Origin of the sequence: Agrococcus sp. Ld7, from assembly GCF_045064095.1 — a bacterium.
In the GTDB taxonomy this organism is placed as follows: Bacteria; Actinomycetota; Actinomycetes; order Actinomycetales; family Microbacteriaceae; genus Agrococcus.
Window position 1 is genome coordinate 320,942 of sequence record NZ_JBISGY010000037.1, and the last position, 12,680, is coordinate 333,621.

General features: G+C 70.9%; 14 protein-coding genes, 3 tRNA genes and 1 pseudogene. 16 read left to right on the top strand and 2 right to left on the bottom strand.

Annotated elements, in window-relative coordinates; translation table 11 throughout:
* Positions 1-75: 75 nt before the first annotated feature.
* Genes ACJJVL_RS14045 through ACJJVL_RS14060 form a run of 4 tightly spaced genes read left to right on the top strand, consistent with a single transcriptional unit; the run spans position 76 to position 4,017 of the window.
* Positions 76-1,095, top strand: a complete 1,020-nt coding sequence (locus ACJJVL_RS14045) for a glycosyltransferase family 4 protein (RefSeq protein ID WP_405219668.1) — start codon at positions 76-78, stop codon at positions 1,093-1,095.
* Positions 1,092-2,225, top strand: a complete 1,134-nt coding sequence (locus ACJJVL_RS14050) for a glycosyltransferase (protein WP_405219669.1) — start codon at positions 1,092-1,094, stop codon at positions 2,223-2,225. The genes ACJJVL_RS14045 and ACJJVL_RS14050 overlap by 4 nt, the downstream gene beginning before the upstream one ends.
* Positions 2,222-3,208: a glycosyltransferase gene (locus ACJJVL_RS14055; protein WP_405219671.1), complete on the top strand. Its 987-nt coding sequence runs from the start codon at positions 2,222-2,224 to the stop codon at positions 3,206-3,208. Before ACJJVL_RS14050 ends, ACJJVL_RS14055 begins: the two co-directional genes overlap by 4 nt.
* Before the next feature lie 2 nt (positions 3,209-3,210).
* Positions 3,211-4,017, top strand: coding sequence for a galactosyltransferase-related protein (locus ACJJVL_RS14060; protein ID WP_405219740.1), 807 nt, complete (start codon positions 3,211-3,213; stop codon positions 4,015-4,017).
* A 290-nt stretch (positions 4,018-4,307) separates the two neighbouring features.
* Here ACJJVL_RS14060 and ACJJVL_RS14065 read toward each other — a convergent pair whose 3' ends face one another.
* Positions 4,308-5,306, bottom strand: a complete 999-nt coding sequence (locus ACJJVL_RS14065) for an epimerase (RefSeq protein WP_405219673.1) — start codon at positions 5,304-5,306, stop codon at positions 4,308-4,310.
* A gap of 68 nt (positions 5,307-5,374) precedes the next feature.
* On the opposite strand from ACJJVL_RS14065, the gene ACJJVL_RS14070 reads away from it, so the two are divergent.
* From ACJJVL_RS14070 to ACJJVL_RS14100, 7 genes are all read left to right on the top strand, one after another.
* A tRNA-Thr gene (locus ACJJVL_RS14070) sits at positions 5,375-5,446 on the top strand.
* A 38-nt stretch (positions 5,447-5,484) separates the two neighbouring features.
* Positions 5,485-5,558 (top strand) — tRNA-Met (locus ACJJVL_RS14075).
* Positions 5,559-5,636: 78 nt separating this feature from the next.
* Positions 5,637-6,083, top strand: coding sequence for a MaoC family dehydratase N-terminal domain-containing protein (locus tag ACJJVL_RS14080; protein WP_405219675.1), 447 nt, complete (start codon positions 5,637-5,639; stop codon positions 6,081-6,083).
* Positions 6,080-6,508, top strand: coding sequence for a MaoC/PaaZ C-terminal domain-containing protein (locus ACJJVL_RS14085; RefSeq protein ID WP_405219677.1), 429 nt, complete (start codon positions 6,080-6,082; stop codon positions 6,506-6,508). The genes ACJJVL_RS14080 and ACJJVL_RS14085 overlap by 4 nt, the downstream gene beginning before the upstream one ends.
* Before the next feature lie 8 nt (positions 6,509-6,516).
* Positions 6,517-7,701: a UDP-N-acetylmuramate dehydrogenase gene (locus ACJJVL_RS14090; protein WP_405219679.1), complete on the top strand. Its 1,185-nt coding sequence runs from the start codon at positions 6,517-6,519 to the stop codon at positions 7,699-7,701.
* A gap of 75 nt (positions 7,702-7,776) precedes the next feature.
* A complete protein-coding gene (locus tag ACJJVL_RS14095; protein WP_405219681.1) occupies positions 7,777-8,217 on the top strand; it encodes a VOC family protein in 441 nt (146 codons plus the stop codon).
* Between the two features lie 117 nt (positions 8,218-8,334).
* The gene (locus ACJJVL_RS14100) at positions 8,335-8,727 is read left to right on the top strand and encodes an SRPBCC domain-containing protein (protein ID WP_405219682.1); all 393 of its coding nucleotides are present in this window, start codon (positions 8,335-8,337) and stop codon (positions 8,725-8,727) included.
* Positions 8,728-8,830: 103 nt separating this feature from the next.
* On the opposite strand, the gene ACJJVL_RS14105 is transcribed toward ACJJVL_RS14100, so the two are convergent.
* On the bottom strand, positions 8,831-10,027 hold the full coding sequence (locus ACJJVL_RS14105) for a pyridoxal phosphate-dependent aminotransferase (protein WP_405219685.1): 1,197 nt from the start codon (positions 10,025-10,027) through the stop codon (positions 8,831-8,833).
* 175 nt (positions 10,028-10,202) lie between these two features.
* On the opposite strand from ACJJVL_RS14105, the gene ACJJVL_RS14110 reads away from it, so the two are divergent.
* From ACJJVL_RS14110 to rplA, 5 genes and pseudogenes are all read left to right on the top strand, one after another.
* A tRNA-Trp gene (locus ACJJVL_RS14110) sits at positions 10,203-10,275 on the top strand.
* 68 nt (positions 10,276-10,343) lie between these two features.
* Positions 10,344-10,610 carry a preprotein translocase subunit SecE gene (gene secE / locus ACJJVL_RS14115; protein WP_405219688.1) on the top strand — a complete coding sequence of 89 codons (267 nt, stop codon included), beginning with the start codon at positions 10,344-10,346 and terminating at the stop codon, positions 10,608-10,610.
* A gap of 120 nt (positions 10,611-10,730) precedes the next feature.
* Positions 10,731-11,336, top strand: a pseudogene (gene nusG, locus ACJJVL_RS14120) (transcription termination/antitermination protein NusG); the annotation flags it as partial.
* Positions 11,337-11,411: 75 nt separating this feature from the next.
* Positions 11,412-11,843: a 50S ribosomal protein L11 gene (rplK, locus tag ACJJVL_RS14125; RefSeq protein ID WP_405219691.1), complete on the top strand. Its 432-nt coding sequence runs from the start codon at positions 11,412-11,414 to the stop codon at positions 11,841-11,843.
* A gap of 85 nt (positions 11,844-11,928) precedes the next feature.
* Positions 11,929-12,618, top strand: coding sequence for a 50S ribosomal protein L1 (gene rplA, locus ACJJVL_RS14130; protein ID WP_405219694.1), 690 nt, complete (start codon positions 11,929-11,931; stop codon positions 12,616-12,618).
* Positions 12,619-12,680 lie beyond the last annotated feature (62 nt).

Consider the following 12,680-nt stretch of genomic DNA (forward strand, 5'->3'; position numbering starts at 1 on the left):
CCGATCGCTGCCGAGCGCGATGCCGCCGCTGTGCGCGTCGCCGCCGTGCCGGCCCGCCATCCGTATGTTGCCGCCGTGACCGCGCATGCGGGCATCGCGGTGCACGACGAGCTCGCGCCCGACCCGCGGCACCCGGAGCGATGGTGGCCGCCCGTGATGCTCGACGCCGATTGGATCCGCGACCACGCCGCCGACTTCGATGTGCTGCACGTGCACTTCGGCATGGAGTCGCTGCCGGCGGGGCGGCTCGAGGCAGCGATCGAGGCGCTGCGGGAGTGCAACAGGCCGCTCGTGTACACCGTGCACGATGTGGAGAATCCGCAGCTCACCGACCAGGGTCGGCACCTGCGAGACCTCGACCTCCTCATCCCGCGCGCGAGCGCCGTGCTGACGCTCACGACAGCGGCTGCCGACGACGTGCGCCGCGGGTGGGGCCGGGAGGCGACCGTGCTCGCGCATCCGACGCTGCTGCCGCTCGATGCGCCTGCCCCTGCCGCTCAGGAGCGGACGCAGCGCGTGATCGGCGTGCACCTGCGAGATCTGCGCCCGAACATCGCGGCGGCTGCGGCGATCGAGGCGCTGCTGCTGGCTCTGGACGACCACTCGCTCGCAAGCGAGCGAACGGTGGGGCGCGTGCTGCTGAACGCAACCACCAGGGATGCCCCACTCGCCCGTCACCTCACGGACATGCTGCGTGAGCGACCGGATTGCGAGCTGATCGTGCGCGATCGCCCGGACGACGCCGCGCTGCTGGCCGAGATCGACGAGCTCGACGCCGCCCTGCTGCCCTACGGCCACGGCACGCACTCCGGATGGGTCGAGCTCTGCTTCGATCGTGGCGTCCCGGTCGTCGGGCCCGGCGCGCTGGCCATGGCCGGACAGCATCCGGATGCCTACTCCGGCTTCACCGAGCCGGCGGACGCCGGGCGAGCGGTGCGCGAGGCGCTCGCGGGCGGCACCCGCGCCGGGTCCGTGGCGCGTCGAACGCTCGTCGCCGATCGGGCACCAGCGCGGCACGCTGAGCGCGCCGCGATCGCCGACGCGCATGCGACGCTCTACCGCTCGCTCGTCGTCGGTGCGGGAGCGGCCGAGTGACCCGGCTCGCTCGCGCGGAACGGCTCCGCATCCTCGTCATCGCACCGTCCCGGCACCTGATCCGCCAGCCCCATCCCGGCGGCTTGGAGGCGGCGGTCTGGGATCGTGTGCGCTCGCTGCGCGCGCTCGGGCATGAGGTCACGCTCATCGCGGCGCGCGGCTCGGACTTCCTCGACCGCACGCCCGAGCGCATGCTGCTGCCCGGTGTCGTCTGGGGCGGCGCGCGGACGTCGGACGAGGCCTACCCCGATGGCTACCTCGATCAGGTCTCGAGCGTGCTGGGCGGTGTCGTCGACCACCTGATCGCGAATCCGGACGCCTTCGACCTGATCGACAACCACAGCCTGCACCCGACGCCGATCGAGCGCTCCGCCGATCACGGCATCCCGATGCTCACGACACTGCACACGCCGCCGCTGCCAGAGCTCGTCGCGGCCGCCGTCGTCGCCGGCGCAGCCCACTCGTTCGTGGCCGTGAGCAGCCACACGGCGAGCGAGTGGCGAGCGTTCGGCGTGGATTCGACCGTGCTGCCGAACGTCGTCGACCCCGGGGCGTGGCCGCTCGGGCCTGGTGGGCAGGATCTGGTGTGGTTCGGTCGCCTCGTACCGGAGAAGGGCGCGCACCTGGCCATCGATGCGGCACGCATGCTCGCACGCAAGATCACCGTGCTCGGCCGGGTCGGTGACGTGCAGTACTTCGACGAGGCGGTCGCTCCGCGCCTCGGCGCCGACGTGCGCCACCTCGGCCCGCTGCGTCGCCGCCGCCTGGCGCAGGTCGTGGGCAGCAGCGGATGCGCGCTCGTGACGCCCTGCTGGGACGAGCCCTTCGGGATGGTGGTGGCAGAGGCGCTCACGACCGGCACCCCGGTGGCCGCGTTCGACCGCGGCGGCATCTCGGAGGTCGTCCGAGGGCTCCCCGGCGCCCGACTCGTGCCGCCCGGTGACACAGCGGCCCTGGCTGCCGCCGCATCCGCCCTGCTGCAGACCACGCCCGCCGAGCGCCAGACGATCCGCCAGCACGCGATCGAGCGCTTCTCCCCGCAGCGGTGGCTGCCGCGGCTCGACGCGCTCTACCGTCAGCAGGTGTCGCGCCCTGTCGTCTCCCTCGACCGCGTGCCGGCGGAGCCGTGACCGAGATCGGTTGGTACATCCACCACCACGGGCTCGGGCACCTCGCCCGCTTCCGCGCGATCCGACCGAACGTGCAGGCATCCGTCGTCGTCTGCAGCTCGTTGCCGCGGCCCGCTGCGCTGCCGCCCGACACGACCTGGGTCGAGCTGCCGAGGGACGACGGGGATGAGGGTCGGGGCAACCCGGCGCACGCGGATCCCTCGGCTGCCGGCGCACTCCACTGGGCGCCGATCGGCCATCGCGGCCACGCGACGCGGATGTCGACGATGGCGGCGCTCGCGCCTCGGCTCGACGCGTTCGTCGTCGACGTGTCCGTCGAGGTCACGCTGCTGGCCCGGCTGCTGGGCCGCCGGGTGGTGCTGGTGGCGCAGCCGGGCGACCGGCGCGATGAGCCACACCTGCTCGGCCGACGCCTCGCAGGCGCCGTGCTCGCACCCTGGCCCGCCGCGGCGGCGTCATCCGCGACTGAGGCAGGGCTCGAGCATGTCGGCGGCATCTCGCGGCACGCATCTCGCGCACGCAGCGCCGATCGGCGGCCGGGGACGGTGCTCGCGCTCGGCGGCGGTGGGGAGGACGCCGAGTGGGACGCGATGCTGCGCGCCGCGCAGGCGGCGGCGCCCGATCGGCGGTGGCGGCTCGCGGGCGGGTCGAGCTGGCTGGAGGACCCGTGGGATGCGCTCTGCGAGGCAGACGTCGTGATCACCGCCGGCGGCCAGAACGCGATCGCGGATGTCGCAGCCGCCGGCGCCAGGGCAGTGGTGGTGCCACGGCCGCGGCCCTTCGGCGAGCAGCAGCACACGGCGGCGGCGCTCGAGCGACTCGGTCTCGCGGTTGTCGTCGACGACCCCGCCGGCTGCGACTGGAGCGACGTGCTCGATCGGGCGGGGGCGCTGGAGCCCGATTGGAGCCGCTGGGGCGTGACCGGAGCGGCCGGCCGCGCAGCAGCCATCATCGATCGCATCGCCGAGGGAGGACACCCGTGACGATGGCCACCATCACGCTCGCATCGCGCTCGCGCGCGCTGCACCTGGGGCGACAACAGGAGCGGCTGCGCGACGCTCCGGGGCTCGAGCGCATCGTCGTCTGGCTGGATACCGATCCGCCGCCATCCGACGTTCCCGCGACCCTCGTGCTGCACGTTCCCCCGGCGGCTGCCGGCATGCGACTCGCGGCAGCGCGGAACGCGGGCGCGGCTGCGGCGATCGAGCGGGGCTGCGATGCGCTCGTGTTCCTCGATGCGGACTGCGTGCCGGGGGATGGGCTGCTCGCCGCCTATGCCTCCGCGCTGCAGGCCCGGCCCGACGGCCTGCTGAGCGGTCCGGTCACCTACCTGCCAGAGGCGGCGCTGGTCGACGAGACGACCGATCTGTCCGCCCTCACCGATCCGCACGCGGCGCGGCCGTCACCGCCCGACGGCACGGTGCAGGACGCGACAGAGGAGCAGCAGGTGCTCTTCTGGTCGCTGTCGTTCGCGCTCACGGATCACACGTGGCGCCGCATCGGCGGCTTCGACGAGTCGTACGTGGGGTATGGCGCGGAGGACACGGACTTCGCAATGCGCGCGAGCGCCACATCGGTGACGCTCTCGTGGGTGGGTGGGGCGCATGCGTACCACCAGTTCCATCCCACCTCCAGCCCGCCGTGGCAGCACCTCGACGACATCCTGCGCAACGGCCGGCTCTTCGCCGATCGCTGGGGGTTCTGGCCGATGCGGGGATGGCTCGAGGCCTTCGAGGCCGCCGGCGCCGTCGAGCACGTGCACGGCTCCTGGCAGCGAACCGCCGCCCCCTGACCCCGCGTCGTCGGTCGAGGAGGGGCCGCAGGCCCCGTCACGAGACCCCGCGCGGCCAGCCGCCCCCGTCTCGAGTCCCGACCTGCCGCCGTCTGCGATCTCGTGACGCGGGCGTGCTGCGCCCGCCCGCTCCTCGATCTGCGGGTTGTTCCGTCTCAAGACCCGAGCTGCCGCGGTCTGCGATCTCGTGACGCGGGCGTGCTGCGCCCGCCCGCTCCTCGATCTGCGGGCTCTTCCGTTGGTCGAGGAGGGGCCGCAGGCCCCGTCACGAGACCCCGCAACCCGCCCCCTCACCCCGCCGCCCGCATCCTCGCCCAGATCGCCCGCAGCGCCCAGTCAAGCCGAGGATGCTGGAACGCGAACCCGCTCTGCAGCAGCTTGCCCGGGGACACCCATCGGCTCTTGAGCACCAGCTCGCTCTCCGTGCGCAGCGCCCACATGGCCGGCTCCAGCACGAAGCGGGGCGCCGGAATCCCGATCGGCATGCCGACCGTATGCCGCAGCAGTCGCATGAGCTCGCGGTTGGTGGACGCCTCGGGGGCCGCGAGGTTCACCGGGCCGACGAGCGCCGGCGTCGCCTCGATGTGGCGCACGGCAGCGACCGCGTCATCGATGTGGATCCACGAGAAGCGCTGCCCGCCGCGCGTCGCCCTTCCTGCGCTCGGCGCCGAGGCTTCCGGGGTGCCTCGCGCAGCAGTGAGTCCCCGATAGCGCTCGTGCGCGAACCACCGCCCGTCCAGCTGCGGTCCGCCCAGTCCGAGCCGCGCGAGGCGGAAGAGCAGGCGCGTCGCCTCACCGTCGTGTCCGAGGGCGATCGTGGTGCGCAGCGCCACTCGACGGGTCGCTGGCGTTGCTGCCGCGTCGAGCTCGCGCTCCCACGCCCGAGCGACGTCCTCCGAGAATCCCTGCTGGCTCGTGGGATCAGCCTCCGTGTGCGCCTTCGCGGTGCTGTGCGCGTAGGCGGTCGCCGTCGACGCGTTGAGCCAGACCGGAGGCGGTGCCGCAGCCGCTGCGATCGCCTCGCCGAGCGCACGAGTGGTCTCGACGCGCGAGCGCAGGATCTCGTCCCTGGTGGCATCGTTGTAGCGCGCGTGCACCGGCTTGCCCGCCAGATTGATCACGAGTGCGGCACCATCGACCGCTCGCGCGAGCGCATCCCGGTCGCCCCACGTCGCATCCGCCGACGCTCCACGCCCGACCGTTCGCACGTAGCGACCGTCGCGCCGCATGGCGCTCGCGAGGTGCCTGCCCATGAAGCCCGATGCTCCAGCGATGACGACGTGGTCCACGGTGCCTCCCGGCGGGTGCGATGACGGTTCAGCCGATGCTATGATCGTTCGGTTGCCTGCACGGCAGCGCCCCGATAGCTCAGCGGTAGAGCACTTCCATGGTAAGGAAGGGGTCGCGAGTTCGATCCTCGCTCGGGGCTCGCGTTCGCTTGATGCTTCGTGCTTGGGTGAGCGTTCTGGCGGGGTAGCTCAGTTGGTGAGAGCGCACGACTCATAATCGTGAGGTCGCGGGTTCGAACCCCGCCCTCGCTACCGCCAGGAAGGGCTCGGTCTCAGACCGGGCCCTTCTTCGTTCCAGGCTCCGCTCACCGCCCTCGCTAGGCTGGGCGGGTGGCAGTGAACCCAGAGATCCAGGGCAGGCAGTACCCGCCCACGGCGCCCTATCTGGTCGGTCGCGAGAAGGTGCGCGAGTTCGCGCGCGCCGTGCTGGCGACGCATCCCCAGCACCACGATGTCGACGCCGCCCGGGCAGCCGGCCACGCCGACGTGATCGCGCCGCCCACCTTCCCGATCGTCATCCAGCAGCTCACCTGGAACCAGTTGCTCGACGACCCGGCGGCGGGCATCGTGCTGGAGCGCATCGTGCACGGCGATCAGCGCTTCACCGCCACGAGGCCGATCGTCGCGGGCGATGAGCTCACCGCGCAGCTGACGGTCACGCGCGTGCGCTCGCTGGGGGGCAACGACATGGTCACCTGCGAGACCGAGGTGACGGATGCCGCTGGCAGCCACGTGGTGACGGCCACCTCATCGCTCGTGGTGGCGGGGGAGGCATGATGGGCCAGACGCAGCATGAGCTCGGCGAGCTCGAGGTCGGCTTGGTGGTCGCCGAGCGCGAGCTGCAGCTGACGCGCGACAGCCTGGTGCGCTACGCGGGAGCCTCCGGTGACTTCAACGCCATCCACTACCGTGACGACGTCGCGGCCGCGGTCGGGCTGCCGGGCGTGCTCGCGCACGGCATGCTCACGATGGGTGCCGCTGTGCAGCCGGTCGTCGACTGGGCGGGGCCCGCGCGCATCCTCGACTATCAGGTGCGCTTCACGCGCCCCGTCGTCGTCGATGCGGATGCCGGTGCGAGCCTGCACGTGCTCGCCACCGTCGGCCAGCTCGGCGAGGGCACCGCGCGCATCGACTTGACCGTCACCTTCGACGAGAAGACCGTGCTCGGCAAGGCACAGGTCATCGTCGCGACCGATCGATGACCGCTCCGATGCACCCTCCTGCCCTCGACACCGCTCCCGCGCCCCGCACGCTCGCCGACGTCACCACCATGCGCGTCGGCGGCGAGGCGGAGCACTGGGCCGTCGCGACCACGCGCGAGGCCATCGAAGCCGCATACGCCGACGCCGTCGATGATGACGAGACCCCGCTGCTGGTGCTCGGTGGCGGCTCCAACACGGTCGCGGGCTCGGAGCGCTTCGAGGGCACGGTGCTGCAGGTCGCCACTCGCGGCATCCGCACCCTGGCCGCTGCGGAACCGCCGCGACGTCCGGCGGGTGAGGAGCCACCGGTCGACGACACCGTGGTGCTGCGCGTCGAGGCCGGCGAGCCGTGGGAGACGCTGGTCGCCCAGACCGTCGCCGATGGGCTCGCGGGCCTCGAGGCACTGAGCGGCATTCCCGGCTCGACCGGCGCGGCGCCCATCCAGAACATCGGCGCCTACGGTCAGGAGATCGCCTCCACCCTGGTGGGTATCGAGCTGCTCGAGCGCGAGACGCTGCAGGTTCGCCGGGTGCCGGCATCGGAGCTGCGTCTCGGGTACCGCGACTCGGCCATCAAGCAGGGGCTGCTCTCCGGCATCGTGCTGTCGGTCGACCTGCGCCTGCACCGTGCGCCCGACGGTCGCAGCCAGCCGGTGGCCTACCAGCAGCTCGCGACGGCGCTGGGCGTCGACCTCGGCACGCGCGTGCCGCTGGAGGACGTGCGAGCGACGGTGCTGGAGCTGCGGCGATCGAAGGGCATGGTGCTCTCGGACGATCCGGATTCCGTGAGCGCCGGCTCGTTCTTCACCAACCCCATCGTCTCCGCGCGCTTCGCCAACACGCTGCCGGCAGACGCGCCGCGATGGTCGGTCGCGCCCCGTCTGGCTGCGACCGTGCTGCCACTGGACGCTGACACGCCAGCCTTCGACGCGCTGCCGTCGCTCGAGCGGCCTGTGCCGCAGGTGAAGCTCTCGGCTGCGTGGCTCATCGAGCACGCGGGCATCGCGCGCGGCTTCGCGCTGCCGGGCTCCCGCGCAGCGGTCTCGTCGAAGCACACGCTCGCGCTCACGAACCGCGGAGGCGCGACGGGGGAGCAGGTGGCCGAGCTGGCGCGCTTCGTGCAGGCTCGCGTCGAGAACCAGTTCGGCGTGCACCTCGTGCCCGAGCCGGTGCTCGTGCATCTGCCGCTGTAGCGCAGCGACCGAGCCGGCGCTCGGCGGGCGCACCGCCACCGGAATGCACCGCGGCGCGGTCGCGTTGCGGTGACCATGACAGACGCACCCAGACAGCTGCGGCTCGTGGTCGAGGTCGACGACATCGACCAGGCGCTCGCCTTCTACCGCGACGCGCTCGGGCTGCCCGAGATCGCGGCGTTCCAGGGCGACGGGGATGCGAGGGTCGCGATCCTCGACGCGGGCCGCGCAACGCTCGAGCTTGCCAACGCGGCGCAGAAGCGCATGATCGACGAGGTGGAGGCGAGCGGCCAGCCGAGCCCGCGCATCCGCGTCGCCTTCGAGGTCGAGGATGCCGCCGGGGTCACGCGACGGTTGGAGGGTGCGGGTGCGACCCTGGTCGCTTCGCCCGTCGAGACGCCCTGGCGATCGCTCAACGCGCGCCTCGATGCGCCGGCGCAGCTGCAGCTCACGATCTTCCAAGAGCTCGACGGCGAGGAGCACGTCGTTGGCGGTGCCGACGTCTTGGACGGTTGATCCATGCAGGTGAGCATGGGAGAGTCGAGGCTTGGGGGTGCGATGGAGCAGCACGAGGTTGACCAGCCTGAAGACCGTGATCTGACGTCACCGATCGAATCTTCGATCGTTGTGGCCGTGAGCAGTGACCGTGCGTGGGATGCCTACGTCCACGGCATGACCGAGTGGTGGCGTCCCGGGCTCACCGGCTACAGCGCCGGGCTCGAGCACATCGAGGTCGAGCCGCACGAGGGCGGGCGCATCGTCGAGCACGCGCGCGACGGCCGGGAGCGCGTGTGGGGCGAGGTGCAGGAGGCGGTGCCGGGCTCGCACTTCGCACACACCTTGCGGCTCACCGAGCACGGCGATGTCACCACCATCGCGGTCGAGTTCGAGGATCTGCCGCACGGCGGCACCGAGGTGCGCCTGGTGCACAGCGGCTGGAACGACTCGAACAGCGAGGCGCGCGGCAAGCACGCCGACTGGCCGATGCTGCTCGAGCGCTTCAAGGCCTACGCCCAGCACATCTAGGGTTCAGCGACGCACGAGTGCTGTGCGCGCCAGCGGGCTGTGCGCGCCAGCGGGCTGTGCGCTCCAGCGGGCCGTCACGCTTCGGTCGCGGCGTGCTGCCCGGCTACCTGGTGCCGAACAGGCGCTGGAGGCGCTGCACGCCCTCGAGCAGCGCGTCGTCGCCGAGCGCGTACGAGAACCGGAGGTAGCCCGACGGGCCGAATGCCTCGCCGGGCACCGCTGCCACATCGGCCTGCTCCAGCATGAGGTCGGCGAGCTCGAGGCTCGAGCTGGGTGTGACGCCTCCCCACTCACGGCCGAGCAGTTCGGAGACATCTGCATAGACGTAGAACGCGCCCTTCGGCGTCGGCACCGAGAGGCCGGGGATCCTCGACAGCTCGTCGACGATCGTGTGGCGCCGTCGGTCGAACGCCGCGAGCATCTCGGCGACGGCGTCCTGCGGGCCGTTCAGCGCCTCCACGGCGCCGAGCTGCGCCACGTTGTTCACGTTGCTCGTGAGGTGCGACTGCAGGTTCGCGGCCGCCTTGATCACGTCGGCCGGGCCGACCATCCAGCCCACGCGCCATCCGGTCATCGCATAGGTCTTCGCCACGCCGTTCACGAGGATGGCCCGGTCGGCGATCGCGGGCAGGGCCTCCACGATCGACACGGCCCGCTCGCCGTCGTAGGTGAGGTTCTGGTAGATCTCATCGCTGATCACCCAGAGGCCGTGGGCGTCCGCCCACTCGGCGATCGCGCGCACCTGCTCGGGCGAGTACACGGCACCCGTGGGATTCGACGGGCTGACCATGAGCAGCGCCTTGGTGCGGTCGGTGCGTGCGGCCTCCAACTGGTCGACCGTGACGAGGTAGCCCTGGTCGGCGCCCGCGAACACGTCGACCTGCGTTGCGCCGGTGAGCGCGATCGCCTCGGGGTAGGTGGTCCAGTAGGGCGTCGGCACCAGCACCTCGTCGCCCGGGTCGAGGATCGTCTGGAACGCCTGGTACACGGACTGCTTGCCGCCGTTGGTGACGACCACCTGGCTGGGATCGACCTGCAGCCCCGAATCGCGCAGCGTCTTCGCCGCGACGGCCTCGCGCAGCACCGGCAGGCCGGCCGCAGGCGTGTAGCGATAATTCTTGGGATCGGCGAGCGCACGCTGCGCGGCCTCCACGATGTTCGGCGGCGTGGCGAAGTCGGGCTCGCCCGCGGCGTAGGAGATCACGTCGCGGCCAGCGGCCTTCAGCGACTTGGCCTTGGCATCGACCTTCAAGGTCGCGGACTCGTTGATGGCGGCGATGCGCGCTGCGATGCGGTTCACACCAACACCCTAGGGTGCGGCGCGACCGCGAGACAGTTCCTCCCGCGCGCGACCGGGACGCGCGGTCAAGTGGACAGGCGTGTCCGAGTCGAAGTATGCTGTTCCCTTGGTGGTTGACGACTGCCATGCTGTCGCGTGCCTCCGGGTGCACGAGGGTGTGGGGCACCACCAGCCCAGGGCGGTGGCTCAATTGGTAGAGCAGCGGTCTCCAAAACCGCAGGTTGCAGGTTCGAGTCCTGTCCGCCCTGCTCGAGGCTCCAGGATCGGAGCCTGACGGGCTCCGGCACTCGCCGGGCTGAACAGACGAAGGGTCACTGTGGCTGAGAACGCGATCGAGGAGGCACCCCGCTCACGCGAGGCCGCCTCTCGCAACCCGTTCGCGCGCCTGGTCGCCTTCCTCAAGGAAGTGCTGATCGAGCTCCGCAAGGTCGTCACACCGACGCGCAAGGAGCTGATCCGCTACACGCTCGTCGTGCTGGTGTTCGTGGTCTTCATGATGCTCCTGGTGTCTGGGCTCGACTTTGTGTTCGGCGCATTCGTGGGCTGGATGTTCGGCGACCTGCCGCTGTTCGGCCTGGTCTGAGCCCGATTCGAGACGTGAAGGAGAAGTGGATACGTGTCTGACGTCAACGACCTCGACATCGAGCTGAACAAGGCCCTCGACGACCTCGTTCCCGCCGACGAGCAGCCGGCGGAGCCGGCGACCGACCCCTATGAGGACTTCAAGCGCGAGATGCGCATGAAGCCGGGTCGCTGGTACGTCATCCACTCGTACGCGGGGTACGAGAAGAAGGTCAAGGCGAACATCGCCTCGCGCGCCGAGAACATGCAGATCGACGGCATCCACGAGATCCAGGTTCCGACCGAGGACGTGCTGGAGACCAAGAACGGCCAGGCGAAGCGGGTCAACCGCGTGCGCATCCCCGGCTACGTCCTGGTGCGCATGGAGCTGAACGAGGACACCTGGTCGATCGTGCGCCACACGCCCGGTGTCACCGGCTTCGTGGGCAACGCGCACAACCCGGCGCCGCTGCGCTTCGATGAGGCCTTCACCATGCTGAAGCCCATCGCAGACGAGCAGCTCGCCGAGCAGCAGAAGTCCACGCCCGACCACAAGCCGACGCAGCTCACGGTCGAGGTCGACTTCGAGGTCGGCGAGACCATCACGATCACCGAGGGCTCGTTCGCGGGCTTCCCGGGCACGATCTCCGAGATCCAGCCGGCGAGCCGCAAGCTCACCGTGCTCGTCAGCCTGTTCGAGCGCGAGACTCCGGTCGAGCTCGGTTTCGGCCAGGTCAGCAAGCTCTAGCCCCCGAGTGGGCTGGATGCGGCTCAGGGCTCCACAGGCGAGCCCGCGACCGCAACACACCAAGAAGGAAGAGACATGGCACCCAAGAAGAAGGTCACGGGTCTGATCAAGCTGCAGATCCAGGCCGGCGCCGCCAACCCCGCCCCGCCGGTCGGTCCGGCGCTCGGTCAGCACGGCGTCAACATCATGGAGTTCTGCAAGGCGTACAACGCCGCGACGGAGAACCAGCGCGGCAACGTCATCCCGGTCGAGATCACTGTCTACGAGGACCGCTCGTTCGACTTCGTGCTCAAGACCCCGCCCGCAGCAGAGCTCATCAAGAAGGCCGCAGGCGTCAAGAAGGGCTCCGGCGTTCCGCACACGACGAAGGTCGGCAAGCTGACGCAGGCGCAGGTCGAGGAGATCGCGCAGCAGAAGCTGCCCGACCTCAACTCGAACGACCTCGAAGGCGCGAAGAAGATCGTCGCCGGCACCGCCCGTTCCATGGGCATCACGGTCGAGGGCTGATCCTCTCGACACCCGAGCCGCACGGCTCATCCAGTGGGAGCGCCGGCCAGGCGCGCACCGCGAACTGAAGATTCAGGAGCATCACATGGCACAGAAGTCCAAGGCCTACAAGGCCGCGGCGGCGAAGATCGACGCTGACTCGTCCTACACGGCAGGCGACGCCGTCACGCTCGCACGCGAGACGGGTTCTGCGAAGACCGACTCGACCGTCGAGGTCGCGCTGAAGCTCGGCGTCGACCCGCGCAAGGCTGACCAGATGGTCCGCGGAACCGTGTCTCTTCCTCACGGCACCGGCAAGACCGCTCGCGTCATCGTGTTCGCGCAGGGCCCCGCGGCTGAGGCCGCCATCGCGGCCGGCGCCGACGAGGTCGGCTCCGACGACCTGATCGAGAAGGTCGCCGCCGGCTGGACCAACTTCGACGCGGCCGTCGCGAGCCCCGAGCTCATGGGCAAGGTCGGTCGTCTCGGCAAGGTGCTCGGCCCGCGCGGCCTGATGCCGAACCCGAAGACGGGCACCGTCACCCCGAACGTCGCGCAGGCCGTGACGGACATCAAGGGTGGTCGCATCGAGTTCCGCGTCGACAAGCACTCGAACGTGCACTTCATCGTCGGCAAGGCCTCGTTCTCGGCGGAGCAGCTGACCGACAACATCCAGGCCGCGCTCGACGAGATCGTGCGGCTCAAGCCGTCGTCCTCGAAGGGCCGCTACATCACCAAGGCCACGGTCTCGACGACCTTCGGCCCCGGCATCCCGGTGGACGTCACGACCATCTGAGATCCGTCTCGCACGAAGGCCCCGCTCCGGCGGGGCCTTCGTCGTCTCCGGCCCCACCCGCC